Origin of the sequence: Streptomyces sp. NPDC059866 (assembly GCF_042731325.1) — a bacterium.
GTDB classification, from domain to species: domain Bacteria; phylum Actinomycetota; class Actinomycetes; order Streptomycetales; family Streptomycetaceae; genus Streptomyces; species Streptomyces flavusporus.
The window spans coordinates 77047-90720 of sequence record NZ_JBHWJT010000022.1 but is presented as its reverse complement, the minus strand read 5'-3'; the positions used below and the strand labels follow the sequence as shown (position 1 = coordinate 90720).

Genomic DNA, 13674 nt, shown 5'->3' with positions numbered 1-13674 from the left:
CGGGTTGGGCGTTTCGGGGGAACAGCCGGCTCAGAGGCGGTTGTGGTCGGTGAAGTCAGTCTCGAACTCGTCGACCTCGTCCTGCGCGAGGTCGAGCAGGGGGAAGTCGGACGGGATGTGTCCGCCCGCGTCCGGGGAGGTGACGTGGTCGGCCAGTCCGCCCAGCATCGCCAGCCAGGTCTCGCCCAGCCGTTCCGCCTCGGCCTCCCCCAGCAGCCGTCCCGCCCAGGTCAGGACGATCGTCAACTCGGGTCCGGCCGAGGTGTCCTGGACGACGGCACCGGCTTCCAGCACATAGCGTGCGGGCCTCTCCTCGTGCCCCGAAGCACCGATCATGCCCGTCGGCTGCCAGGGGCTGACCGGGTCCGCGGGGCCGCCCGCGGTGAACCGGCCCAGGTAGTTGAAGCCGACCTGCGGCGCGGGAGCGGATTCCAGGGCCGGTGCCGTCTCGGGGTTGAGGTGGCGCAGCAGGTCGTAACCGAGTCCGTCCCCGGGTACCGCCCGCACCTGCTCCTTGACCGCCTTCACCAAGCTACCCGCGGCCGGCCCACCCGCCATAGCGTCGTCCAACTGACCAGCGGGCACCTCCAGCCGCACCGGATGCGAGCTGGTGAACCAGCCCACCGTGCGCGACAGATCCACCCCCTCCACCGGCTCACGACCATGCCCCTCGACCTCCACCAGGAGGCTGCCGTCCGAGTTCCCCCGCCAGTGCACGACCGCGGCCGCAAGACCGGCGAGCAGCACCTCCTGCACTCCGCAGTGGAACACCGCCGGCACCCGCTCCACCACGACGGCCGCCTGCTCCGCCGGAACCGTCCAGGAGCGGCGGCGCAGGGTGGCGGCGGTGTCCGAGGGTGTATGGATGGGGCGACCAGCGAGGGAGGCCTCGGGCGCCCCCAGGAGGGTTTTCCAGGCGTCGAGTTCGGCGACGCGTTCGGTGGACGTGGCCTGGGTTGTGAGGAGTTGGGACCAGCGGCGGAAGGAGGTGCCCGGTGGGTCCAGTGCCGGTTCGCGTCCTTCTGCTGCTGCTTCGCAGGCGGCCTGGAGGTCCGGCAGGAGGACGCGCCATGACACGCCGTCCACTACCAAGTGGTGGGCCACCAGCAGCAGGCGGCCCGTCTCGGCAGGGCCCGCCTCGACCCATACGACCTGGATGTTCACGCCGGACACGGGGTCCAGCCGGTGCGCCGCCTGCCGGGCCAGCACCTCCAGATCCGCCGAGCCCGCCTCCACGCGAGAGACCAGATCGGCGACGTCCACCGAGCCCGGCTCGCCCACCACGAGCTTGGGCTCGCCGGGCACCACCCGGGCGCGCAGCATGTCGTGCGTGTCCAGTACGGCAGCCAGGCCCGCCGTCAGCGCCTCCAGGCCGAGACCGGCCGGAGCACCCACGATCATCCACTGGGCGAACCCCGGACGGATCGCGTCCTCACCCAACGCCCGCATCGCCGGAGTCCAGGCCACTTCGCCTGTACCGACGTCTTCCGCACCAGCCTGCGGTACGGCCGGCTCGACCAGGGCCGCGAGCCGCTCCGGGGTCTTCTCCTCGAACACCTGGCGTGGTGTGAGCGCCAGTCCGGCGCGACGGGCCCGGGACGCGAGCTGCATCGACATGATGGAGTCGCCGCCGAGTTCGAAGAACCCGTCCTCGACGCCCACTCGGTCCAGGCCCAGCACCTCGGCGAACAGCTCGCACAACACCCGCTCGGACTGTGTACGCGGCTCACGCCCAAGAACGCGCGAGGCGAAGTCGGGCGCGGGCAGCGCCGCACGGTCCACCTTCCCGTTCACCGTCAGCGGCAGCTCCTCCAGCACCACCACCGCGCTCGGCACCATGAACTCCGGCAACCGGTCCGACAGATACGCCCGCAACTCCTCCGGATCCACCCTGCCCGGCGTGTCCGCAACGACGTACCCGACCAGCCGCCTGTCGCCGCTTCCTTCCGCGTCCCGGGCCGTCACCACCGCCTGCGTCACCGACCCATGTCCGGCCAGCACCGCCTGGACCTCGCCGGGCTCGACCCGGAACCCGCGGATCTTCACCTGGGCGTCCGCCCGCCCCGCGAACCGCAACTCGCCCTCAGCCGTCCACCGGGCCAGATCCCCTGTGCGGTACATGCGTTCCCCGGCGCCGTACGGGCAGGCGACGAACCGCTCCCCCGTCTGGCCGGGACGCCCGACGTAGCCACGTGCCAGGCCGGGGCCCGCCAGGTACAGCTCACCGACCAGGCCCGGCGCCACCGGCCTCAGGAAGTCGTCCAACACAAACGTCCGCACATTCGCCAGCGGCCGCCCGATGGACGGCGCCTCATCCCCGGCCCCGATGCCCCCATCCACCGCACCGGCGGTCGCCATCACCGTCGCCTCGGTCGGCCCGTACGTGTTCACCACCCGCGCCCGACCCGCCCACCGACTCGCCAGATCTGCCGTGAGCAACTCCGCACCCAGCACCCACCTCTGCACACCCGGCACCGTGTCCGGGTCCAGCACCCCCAACAGCGACGGCACCACACTCGCCGTCTCCACGCCGACGGACGTGATCATCCGGGCCAGAGCACCCGTGTCCGCACGCTCCTCCTTCGTGGCGATGGCCAGCGTGCCACCCGAGGCCAGCGTCACCGCCACATCCAGCACCGCGGCGTCGAAGCTGAAGGAGGCGAACTGCAGCGCCGTCACGCCCTCCCCCACCCCCAGCACCGGCCGCATCGCCTCCACCAGGTTCGCCACACCGCCGTGAGCGACCGCCACACCCTTGGGCCGACCCGTCGAACCCGACGTATAGATCACATACGCCAACTGCTCCGGCACGACCTCGACGTCCAGCGGCACCCCCGACATGGCCCCCACCGCCGGGTCATCGGGAGACACCCACGGCACCTCACCGAACCGCTCACCGGTCCCCACCACCACCCGCACACCACTGTCGGCCACCATGAACGCCAACCGGTCCACCGGATACTCCGGATCCAGCGGAACAAAGGCCCCACCCGCCTTCCACACCGCCAACTCCGCCACCACCATGTCCACCGACCGCGGCAGACACAGCCCCACCCGCACCTCCCGCCCCACACCCAGGGTGACCAGGTAACGCGCCAACCGATTGGCACGCGCCTCCAACTCGGCATACGTCAACGCAACCTCACCGCACCGCACCGCAACCGCAACCGGCGACGTGACCGCACAACGGGCAGTCAGCTCCGGCACCAGTGCGCCCGGCACAGTGGCGTTGCCACTCAAGGCGGGCGGCAGCTGCTCACCTGTGTCGATCCGTCCCAGGGGTACGGCGGGCTGCTTGACGCCCCGCTCGAGGAAGGCGAGGAAGGACCGGTGGGCGGCGCGGACCCAGTCGTCGTCGTAGAGCGTGGGGTTGGCCTCGAAGGTGATGCGCATGCCTTCGTCCGCCGTCCAGCCGCTGACCAGGACGCCGAAGTCCTCGGTCCGGCGGCTCGACAGGTCGCACATGATGCCGCGATGTGCGCCGAAGTGCAGGGTTTCGCCGGCCGCCGGCATGACGTTCACGTAGGGGCCGAAGTGCCGGCGGTCGCCGTGCGGCCAGGTGAGGTCGCGGCGCAGCTGCTCTCCGCGGTAGCGCTGGTGGGCGAGGAGGGCGCCGATCTCCTGGCCGGCGTGGCGTGCCAGGTCGAGCAGGCTTGTGCCGGCCGTGACGGGCAGGCGGACGGGCAGCATGTTGGCCATGGTGCAGGGGGTGCGCCGGGCGCGGTCGCTGGTGCGGCCGGAGACCGGGACGCTCAGGACGGCTTCGTCCGATCCGCTCAGGCGTGCCGTGAAGGCCGCAACCGCGGCGATGACGAGCCGGGGCCAGCTCACGTCGGCTCGGGCCGCAGCCGCGCGCAGTGCCGCCACGGCGTCGGGCGCCAGGTGGCCCGTTGCGCGCAGGACTTCGGGCGTGGCGGTCCCGCCACCGCCTCCGCGGGCCGTCGATCCGTGGCCGGGGACGGTGGGCGTGTCGGGCCGGTCGGCGAAGTGGTCGTGCCAGTACCGGCGGTCGTGTGCGTGCTGCTCCGAAGCCCGGTAAGCGGTCTCCTCGGCCAGCAGGTCGCGGAGCGGGGCGTGGTCCGTGGGGGCGGGGGTGTCTCCGCGCAGGAGGGCGGTGTAGATCTCGGCGGTCCTGCGGGCCAGCAGGGTGCAGCCGAAGGCGTCCATGAGGAGGTGGTCGTACCGGTGGAGCCAGATGTGACGGTCGGGTCGCAGCCGGAAAAGGGTGTGGGTGAAAAGCCTGCCGGTGGTGTGGCCGGTTTCCTGGAGCAGTTCCGCGTGCATGGCTGTTTCGGCGGCCGTCCGCGGATCGTCATCGGAACCGAGGTCGACGACGGTGAGAAGGGCTTCGGAATTCGAGGGTCCGGAGTGCGGCTGGTCCCGTTCCGCGGGCGGATCGACGATCTGCAGCACCGTGTCGCCCTCTTCGATGAATCGCGTGCGCAGTATTTCCGTCTCGGCCACGACGTGTCGCAGTGCGCGCTCGAATGTGTCCGCGTCGATCGGTCCGTCGATTTCGATGTACTGACCGGCGCTGTACGCCTGGCGGGAACCGTCCACCCGTTGCGCCAGCCATATTCCCTCTTGGGCTTCGAATACGGGCAGGGCGTGACCGGTGTTGCCGTTCATCTTTCCCCCTCGTTCCCCATTCGCCGAACACGAGCGCGTGTACGAGCCGTCAGCATCTGCTGTTTCGTCGGCTCGAGGCCAGTCCTGTCCAACCGTGTACCGCGCACGGTTGGACAGGACGGCAGCAATGGTGGATGCGCACCCGGAATCGCGCGGCGGATTACATGCTAGGAAAGAGGGCTGCCGAGGGGAAACGGGAATGAGGTCAGCGTGGTTCGGGGGTGCCGAGCAACGTCGGCAGTGCGAGCTGCTGGCGGCCCCGACGAGTGCGCGGCGGGAAGGACACCTCCACGACGAGCCCGCCGCGGGAGCGGGCCCGCGCACTGAGCGAGGCGCCGTGCGCGGTGGCGATGGACCGGACGATGGACAGGCCGAGGCCGTGGTGTCCGTCACCGGCGACCCGGTCCAGCCGCTGGAACGGTTCGAAGAGGCGGCCCACCCGGTCGGGTGGGATCTCGCGCCCGCTGTTGGCCACACGGACGACGCAGCGACCGTTGTGGACGCCGGTGAAGACCTGGATCCAGCCGTCGGGCACGTTGTAGTCCATGGCGTTGTCCAGGAGGTTGGCCAGCAGCCGTTCCACCAGGGCGCCGTCGCCCCAGACCTCCGCGGTGGCGATCGCCGTCTCCAGGCGCAGTCCGCGCGCCTCGGCGTCCCGGCGTCGGCCGTCGACGACCTGGTCGGCCACCTCGGACAGGTCCAGGGGCTCCTGGCGGTCCAGGCCGCGTTCACTACTGGACAGGGTCAGCAACGACTCCAGGAGGCGTGCCTGCTGCCGACTGAGGTTCAGCAGGCGTTCGAAGTTGGAGCGGAACGAGTCCACGGTGGCGTCGCGGTCGATGAGCGACTCCTCAAGGAGCGCGTGTTCGACGGTGAGGGGTGTACGTAGCTCGTGTGCCGCGTTGGCGACGAAGCGTTTGTGGGAGTCGAGGGCGGTCTCCAGCCGGCTGAGGAGTCCGTCGACGGTGTCCGCGAGATCCTTCAGTTCGTCGCCGGGGCCTTCGACGGCCAGCCGCTCGTGCACATTGCGGGCCGAGATCCGCTGGATGGTGGAGGTCATGGTGCGCAGCGGGCGCAGCACCCGCCCCGCGACCAGCCAGCCCAGACCGATGGCGATCACCGACATGATCGCCAGGGCGATGCCGGACTGGACCAGGAGGTGGTGCATTTCCGCGTCGTGCTGCTCCATGGCCTGCTGCCGCTGGGCCGCTGCGATCGGGTCGATGCTGCAGGGGGCGTCCGCGTTGCACAGGTGCAGGCCGTCGGCGACGGCGGCCGGGCCGCCGCCGGCGGAACGCCTGTAGAGGTAGAAGCCATTGGGGCGGTTGGCCAGCACGTAGGTGATGGCGAGCAGGACCGCGCCGGAGGCCACGAACAGCAGTCCGTACAGGAGGGTGAGCCGCATGCGGACTCGGCGAGGCAGGAGCCGGCGCGTGGCCCAGGCTCGCAGGCGGGTCGCGCGGGGTGAGCCGAGCAGTGGCATGGGCCTCACTTCACCTCGTCAGATCCGGTAGCCGCCGCGGGGCACGGTGCCGATCACCGGTGGGGAGCCGAGCTTGGACCGCAGCCGGTTGATCGTCGCCTTGACCGTGGTGGTGAACGGATCAGCGGCCTCGTCCCACACCCGCTCCAGCAGTTCCTCGGCGGAGACCACCCGGCCTTCGGCGGCCATCAGGTACTCCAGGACCGCGAACTCCTTGGGGGTGAGCGCGAGTCGCTCCCCCGCCCTGGTGGCGAGGCGTTGGGCGGGATCGAGCCGCAGGTCGCCGTGGACCAGGACGGGTGGCACCGCGGGGCGGGCGCGCCGGGCGACCGCGCGGATGCGCGCGACGAGTTCGGCGTAGGCGAACGGTTTGGGGAGGTAGTCGTCCGCGCCGAGGCTGAGGCCCTCCACGCGGTCGGCGATGGCGCCGGACGCGGTGAGCATCAGGACGCGGGTGTGGACGGGTTCGGCCACCAGGACGCCGCAGACCTCGTCGCCGTGGACGCCGGGCAGGTCCCGGTCCAGTACGACGACGTCGTAGTCGACGACGGACGCGCGTTCGAGCGCGCCCTCGCCGTCGTAGACGACGTCGACGGCCATTCCCTCGCGGCGCAGTACCCGGGCCACCGAGTCCGCGAGCTGGATGTGGTCCTCGACCACCAGCACCCTCACCGCTCACCCCCCATGAAGCGGCGTGTGACGTGGCCGAGCGGGTCGGAGGATGGGATCACGGCTGTTCACGATGCCCGGCCTGCCGTCACACACTGGTCACAGTCCAGCGCGGCCCTCGCCGCGCACACGGTCCGGAGGGTAGCGGGACTCGGTCCGGGCCGCCGCCGGAAGGAGACGTTGGGCCACAGCATGGCCAGGACACGACGGTGCGGTGCCCGCGGCGGGAAACCCCGCAGTGGACACCGCTCGTCGGCTGTCCGTACGGACGCGCGGTTACGGCTGTCTCATTCCTGTCCCGACACAGGCGGGCCGCCGAGGAGTCTCGGACCCGGGCCGCCGGGGCCGGGCCCGGGTCCGGGGCCGGGCCCGGGTCCGGGGCCGCCCTCGCCGGGTGGAGTGGGGAAGAGGAACAGGCCGGGCCCGCCTGGTGCGCCGCCGGGCATCGGGCCGCCGGTGCCGGCCGGGCCTCCGGTCAGGACGGCGCCGGGCGGTGCGCCGACCGGCGCCGGTTCGGGCATCGGCGCGTTGCCGTTGGCCGACGGCTGATGGGCGAACTGGGTGCGGTACAGCTCCGCGTACAGCCCGTCCAGGGCGAGCAGTTCCTCGTGGTTGCCGCGCTCCTGGACCCGGCCCTTGTCGATGACGAGGATCTGGTCGGCGTCGCGGATGGTGGACAGCCGGTGGGCGATCACCAGGGACGTGCGTCCCTTGAGGGCTGTCTTCAGGGCCCGTTGCAGCGCCGCCTCGGACTCGGAGTCGAGGTGCGCGGTGGCCTCGTCGAGGACGACGATCGGCGGCGCCTTCAGCAGCAGCCGGGCCATCGCGACGCGTTGCTTCTCGCCGCCGGACAGCCGGTAGCCGCGGTCGCCGACGACGGTGTCGAAGCCGTTGGGCAGGGATTCGATGAGCTCCCAGATCTGGGCCGCCCGGCAGGCGGCGATCAGCTCGTCCTCGGTGGCGTCGGGTCGTGCGTAGGTGAGGTTGTCGCGGATCGTCGCGTGGAAGAGGTGGGCGTCCTGGGTGACCATGCCGATGGTCTCGTTGAGCGACTTCAGTGTCACGTCGCGCAGGTCGTGGCCGCCGATCCGGATGGTGCCCTCGACCGGGTCGTACAGGCGCGGCACCAGATGGGTGATGGTCGTCTTTCCGGCGCCGGACGGCCCCACCAGGGCGGTGAGTTTGCCAGCGGGCGCGGTGAAGGTCAGGTCGCTCAGGGTCCAGGCGTTCTGGGTGCGCTCCGGCGTCGGCAGGGCGATCGACTCCAGGGAGGCGAGCGAGACGTCGGACGCCTTGGGGTAGCGGAAGGACACGCCGTCGAACTCGATGTCGGGTGCGGTGCCCTCCGTGGTGGCCGTCGGCAGGGGCTTGGCGCCGGGCTTCTCGGAGATCAGCGGCTTGAGGTCGAAGATCTCGAAGAGCCGGTCGAAGCTGACCATTGCGGTCATGACGCTCGTGTGGGCACCGGAGAGCTGGTTGATCGGCCCCATCAGCCGGGTGAGCAGCGTGGCGAGCGCCACCAGGGTGCCGATCTGGAAGGTGCCGTCGATGACGAGGCCGCCGCCGACGCCGTACACGAGCGCGGTGGCCAGGGAGCCGACCAGGGTCATCGTCAGGAAGAGCATCTTGCCGTAGACGGAGGTCAGGATGCCCAGGTCGCGGCCCTTGCGGGCCAGCCGGGAGAACTGTCCGGTCTCGCCGTCGGGTCGGCCGTAGAGCTTGGCCAGCAGCGCGCCGGTCACGTTGAACCGCTCGTTCATGAACGAGCCGACCTCGGCGTTGACCTGCATGTGCTCCCGCATGATGCGCTGCAGGCGCCGGCCGACGATGCGGCCGGGCAGGATGAACAGCGGGATCACCACCAGCGAGACGAGGGTGACCACCCAGGACAGCCACAGCATGGCGATCAGCACCAGCACCAGGGTGAGCCCCGCGGACACCACCGTGGACAGCAGCGACGTCACTGCCTGCTGGGCGCCGACCACGTCGGTGTTGAGCCTGCTGACCAGCGCACCGGTCTGGGCGCGGGTGAAGAACGCCAGCGGCTGCCGTTGCACGTGGTCGAAGATCCGGGTGCGCAGATCGTAGATCAGGCCTTCGCTGATGCGGCCGGAGTACCACGCCTCGACGAATCCGAGGCCGGCGCCCAGCAGAGCCAGTGCGGCGACCGCCACGGAGATCCACACGACGACCGAGGAGTCCCCGACGGCGATGCCGTTGTCGATGATGTATTTGAACAGGACTGGGGTGGCCACCGCTATTCCGGCGTTGAGCGCGGTGACGACCAGGAGAAGGGCGATGTGGAATCGGTACGGTTTTGTATAGGGGACGATCCTTTTCGCAGTGCCGGGCTTGATGCGCTGCCTGGTCACCGTCTCGTCCGGCCCCATCCCCCGTATCACCATCGGCCCCGGGCCGATCATGGCCACGAAAACCTCCCGTTTTCGCTGTTGTTGTCGGGCGGGGTGCCTAACCGGCGGCTTCGGCCTGTTCCAGCCTGTCCATCTGCTCGGCGAGGCTCTTCGGCCGCATGTCGGTCCAGTTCTTCTCGATGTACTCCAGGCAGGCCTTGCGGGTGTCCTCTCCGAACACGGTCCGCCAGCCCGGCGGTACCTCGGCGAAGGCGGGCCAGAGCGAGTGCTGGTTCTCATCGTTGACCAGGACCAGGAACGTACCGTTTTCGTCGTCGAACGGGTTCGGCATGACTACTCCGATCGATTTCCCTCGTCGGCTTTCGATGTTTTCTGCGGGCAGACCTGATTCACGCTAGACGCGTGCCGTGGGGCCTACAAGGCCGTCCAGGCGGGAGGCGTGCGGCCTGGAATTCGCGTTCTGCCGGCCGTGGTTGAAGAATTCGATGATCGCGGAATTCACGGCGGCGGGGTTCTCGAGATATCCGTAGTGCCCGCACCCGGGGATCTCGGTGTACCGGGCGCCGGGGATGGCGGCTGCGACCTCGCGTGACAGGTGCGGGCGGACGACGAGGTCGTCCTGGAACCCGATGATCAGGCAGGGGCGGCTGATGCGCCGGTAGGCCGGGCGGCGGTCCGGGATCAGCTGGAGGCCGAGCTGTCCGCGGACGGCGGACGGTTCGGGGGCCGCCATCTCGAAGACGGCGAGCCAGTCCTGCAGGCGTTCGTCGTCGTTGAGGGTGCGTGGCGAGAGGTTCTGCAGGGCCTTCACGTACGCGCGGAAGCGGGGCGGAAGGCCGGTGGCGCCGTCGCCGAGTTCGAAGTCGGCGGCCGTCATGGCCTCGGTCAGGGCGTCGGACCGTGCGGCGGTCGCCACGAGCACGGCCTGCCGGACCAGGTCGGGACGGGCCAGCAGCAGTTCCTGCACGGCGATCGCACCGAGGGAGTAGCCGACGACCCGGCAGGGACCCACGTCCAGCCGGTCGATGAGGCGGGCGACGTCGGCGGCCATGGCGTCGAGGGTGAAGTCGTCGGGGCAGGGGTCGCTGGGCGGGATGCCCCGGTTGTCGAGTGTGATCACACGGTGGCCGGCCGCCGTCAGGGCGGGCACCTGGTGGGTGCGCCACATGCGGCCGGGGGCACCGGTGCCGGTGACCATGACGACCGGCTCTCCGGTGCCGTACTCGTCGTAGGCGAGGGTGACCCCGCCCGCTCGGACGACCGGCATCGCGTCAACTCCTCTCGGTGCGCGTGGACTTCGCGGTCGGGTCCGCGAACCGGCCGGCCTTGTCGAGCACGTCCTCGCTGTACAGCCTGAGCGCCTGTTGCAGGGCGAACTCCGCCAGATAGGCGCGGAACGCGTTCCTGGGCTCGTCGGCGAGGTTCAGCATCCGCCGGTTGGCGAGCACGGCCTCGCTGTCGAGCCGGGCCAGGCTGCGTTCGACGGCGGCGTCCATGTCCTCGGGTTCGACGACCTCGTCGACGAGCAGCCGGGCGTCGGGTTCGCTCGCCCGGATACGGCGTCCGCCCAGCACGATCTGCCGGGCCAGCCGGGGGCCGGTGTAGCGCGCGAGGCGGAAGTTGGCGACGCCGGGGATGATCCCCTCCTTCGCGGCGGGCAGGCTGAGGTAGGCGTCGGACGCGGCGAGCACATGGTCGAAGACCAGCAGCAGCTGCATTCCGCCGCCGATGGCGAAGCCGTCCACGGCGGCCACCCACGGTTTCTCGATCCGGGGTGCGTGCCACTGGTCGGGGTGGTCGGTGAGCACGCCCCGCACGATCTTGTGGATGTAGCCGAGTTCGCGGCGCAGCAGGAACCCGGTCAGCGGAATGCCGCCGGAGCTGAGGCTCTTGAGGTTGATGCCGGCGCTGAACACCCGGCGGCCCCGGTGGCGGGGGTGGCTCATCCGCCCGCCGCGCAGCAGTGCCACCCGGGTGGCGGGGTCGAGCAGGGCGAGGTCGACGGCGGTCTCCATGTCGTCGACCTGTCGGACGTCCTCGGCGTTGAGGCAGTCGTCACGGCACATGCTCAGGCGGGCCACGCCATCGTCGCGGCGTTCCACCCGGACCGCCTCGAGTTCCGCCACGCCGGTGCGGGTGAACTCGGGCAGCATCCGCAGGGCGCGGTCCGTGGGGCGGAGCATGGAGTCCAGGAGGTGCTCTCCCGCGGTCGGTGAGCGCAGCACCGCGCGCAGCAGGATGCCCTGGTCGATCTCGTGGCCCTCCTTGTCGGCCTGGACCAGGCCGGTCTCGGCCGCGAGCCGCGCGGCGGTCGGGACAAGGCCGGGGAAGGCGTCGGCGGCGGCTTCGAGGAGTTCGTCGAGGCGCGGGCGCAGGGTGCGGCCGGTGGTGAGCCGGTCGTACACGGCGTCGGCGTACGCGTCCAGGAAGCGGGTGCGCAGGGCGCGCGCCGCCTGGTGGGCCGCCGCGGCGTCGGCCCGCTGGCCTGCGGTGCGGGCTCCGGAGGCGGGCAGCGTGGTCAGCAGGTCCTCGACGCGGGCTATCGCGCCGGAGGTGGTGGCCAGTTCCTGCCAGGCGTGCTGCACGTCTTCGTGCAGCGGCCGGGCGGGCAGGGTCGTCGTCATGAGGCCTCCGCGCTCTGCTCGGCGCTGCGGCGCAGGACGCGGTCGCAGGCCGCGAGGTGGGCGCCCAGGGCGTCCTCGAAGCTGGTCGTGGTGGCGTCGAACAGCAACTGGCGGCGGATCGCGACCTCTTGGCCGGACAGTCCGCCGGTCAGGTCGGCCGCGTCGGCCAGCGCGGCGGCCGGGTCCTCGGCGATCTCGTCGGCGATGCCGAGGGCCAGCGCCTCGGCGGCGGCGATCGGGTGGCCGAACAGCACGGCCCTGCGGGTGCGGGCGGCACCGGCCAGCTGGACCAGCCGGTAGCCGGCCATGCCGGGCCAGGTGGCGGTGGCTTCGCGGGGTACGAGCAGCCGGGTGCCGGGCAGGGCCACGCGGACGTCGGCGGCCAGGAACGCGTCGAGGGCGGTGCCGCCGCAGTCCCCGGCGGCGACGGCGACCGTGGCCCGGGGCAGCCGTTCGAGCCGGCGCAGGGCCCGTTCCCACTTGGTGACCAGTGAGACGTCGAGTCCGCTGGTCCAGGAGATGTCCGGGGCCCCGGTGACGCGTACGGTCACGATGCCGTCGGCGGTGTCCTCGGCCCGGGCGCACAGCTCGGTGACGGCCTTCACCGTCGCCACCGCGAGCGGCTCGCCGCCGTTCAGCTCGAGCGTGAGGGGGGTCTGCGTCGCTGTCTGAGTGGTCACCATCGAACCAACGCCGTTTCGATCGTGGAGCCGGGCCCCATGGTCATGAGCACTCCGTACTCGCCGGGGCGGATGACGGTCTCGTCGAGGAGCCGTTCGTAGGAGAACAGGAAGGAGCCGCTGGAGACGTTCCCGTGGTCGCGCAGCACGCCCACGGTGTGCCGTACGTCGTGGCGGGTCAGGCCGAGGTTGACGACGACCGCGTCGATGACCTTCTTGCCGCCGGAGTGCACCAGCCAGTGCCGGATCTCGCTGCGGCGCAGGCCGGTGCCGGCCAGCAGGCGGTCGACGGCGATCTCGGCGTGCGCGCCCACGACGTAGGGGATCTGCGGGTCGAGGAAGAAGCTGAACCGTTCCAGCGTGCGGTCCCAGTCGTAGCGCATGGCGTCGACCGCTTCGGGGATGATGCAGCTGGCGAACTTCAGGACGTCCGGTCCCGGTGGGACGTCCGGCCCACCGAGTGCGCGGTCGCCGCCCGCGACGAGCGCGACGGCAGCGGCGCCGTCCCCGAACAGGCTGTTGACGACCGCCGTCCGCATCGACGAGTCCATCGCGTACGCGGCGGAGCACGCCTCCGCGCACAGGACGACGGCGAGTTCGCCCGGGTGGGCGGTGGCCCAGCCGGCCACCACGCCGAGCGCGTTGAGTCCGGCGTTGCAGCCCATGCCGACGATGTCGCTGCGGCTGCAGTGCCGGTCGATGCCGAGCTCTCGGATGAGCAGGGCGCTCAGCCCGGGGGTGAGGAAGCCGGTGGAGGTGACGCAGCACAGGTGCCGCACGTCGGCGAGTTCCGCGCCGGCCCGTTTCAGGCAGGCGCGCAGGGCCTCGCCGCCCATCTCCAGGGCGAGGCCCTTGTGCTTGTCGAGCAGGTCGCCCTGCGACTCCGGGCTGCGGATGCCGTCGGCGGCAGCGGGCGGCAGCGTCAGGTTGCGCCGTTCGATGGCGCTGTTGAGGAAGACCGAGCGCACCTTCGGATCGGTGATGCCGAAGGCGTCGAGGACCTCCCGCTGGGTGTACGACGTGGGGGGCACCGCCGAGCCCACGCCCACGATCCGGGGATGCACCGGGAGTCGTCCAGGGCCCGGCCGGGCGGTGTCGTGGAGTTCGAACTCGGGCACTTCGCCGAGGACCTCGGCGGGAGCGATGTCGATGGTCATCGGAAGGTCCACCCCCACATACGGGGCTTGCTGCGCAGTCGCCTGCCGCTGGTGCCGGTC

Annotated in this window: 9 protein-coding genes; all 9 read right to left on the bottom strand. The window is 71.2% G+C overall.

The features are described from left to right. Positions 1-30: 30 nt before the first annotated feature. Positions 31-4629, bottom strand: a complete 4599-nt coding sequence (locus tag ACFV7R_RS30865) for an amino acid adenylation domain-containing protein (protein ID WP_385269299.1) — start codon at positions 4627-4629, stop codon at positions 31-33. 205 nt (positions 4630-4834) lie between these two features. Further along, positions 4835-6034, bottom strand: a complete 1200-nt coding sequence (locus tag ACFV7R_RS30860) for a sensor histidine kinase (protein ID WP_385269297.1) — start codon at positions 6032-6034, stop codon at positions 4835-4837. A gap of 96 nt (positions 6035-6130) precedes the next feature. Then, entirely contained in the window at positions 6131-6784 is a 654-nt protein-coding gene (locus ACFV7R_RS30855) for a response regulator transcription factor (RefSeq protein ID WP_385269295.1), read from the bottom strand. Positions 6785-7068: 284 nt separating this feature from the next. After that, positions 7069-9204, bottom strand: a complete 2136-nt coding sequence (locus ACFV7R_RS30850) for an ABC transporter ATP-binding protein (protein WP_385269441.1) — start codon at positions 9202-9204, stop codon at positions 7069-7071. Positions 9205-9250: 46 nt separating this feature from the next. Next, entirely contained in the window at positions 9251-9484 is a 234-nt protein-coding gene (locus tag ACFV7R_RS30845) for an MbtH family protein (protein WP_129798163.1), read from the bottom strand. Positions 9485-9547: 63 nt separating this feature from the next. Beyond that, positions 9548-10420, bottom strand: a complete 873-nt coding sequence (locus tag ACFV7R_RS30840) for an alpha/beta fold hydrolase (RefSeq protein ID WP_385269293.1) — start codon at positions 10418-10420, stop codon at positions 9548-9550. 4 nt (positions 10421-10424) lie between these two features. Next, positions 10425-11777 carry a (3,5-dihydroxyphenyl)acetyl-CoA 1,2-dioxygenase DpgC gene (gene dpgC / locus ACFV7R_RS30835; RefSeq protein WP_385269291.1) on the bottom strand — a complete coding sequence of 451 codons (1353 nt, stop codon included), beginning with the start codon at positions 11775-11777 and terminating at the stop codon, positions 10425-10427. Continuing rightward, a complete protein-coding gene (gene dpgB / locus ACFV7R_RS30830; RefSeq protein ID WP_385269289.1) occupies positions 11774-12460 on the bottom strand; it encodes an enoyl-CoA-hydratase DpgB in 687 nt (228 codons plus the stop codon). Before dpgB ends, dpgC begins: the two co-directional genes overlap by 4 nt. Further along, positions 12454-13614: a 3,5-dihydroxyphenylacetyl-CoA synthase DpgA gene (dpgA, locus tag ACFV7R_RS30825; protein WP_385269287.1), complete on the bottom strand. Its 1161-nt coding sequence runs from the start codon at positions 13612-13614 to the stop codon at positions 12454-12456. Before dpgA ends, dpgB begins: the two co-directional genes overlap by 7 nt. Positions 13615-13674: the final 60 nt, after the last annotated feature.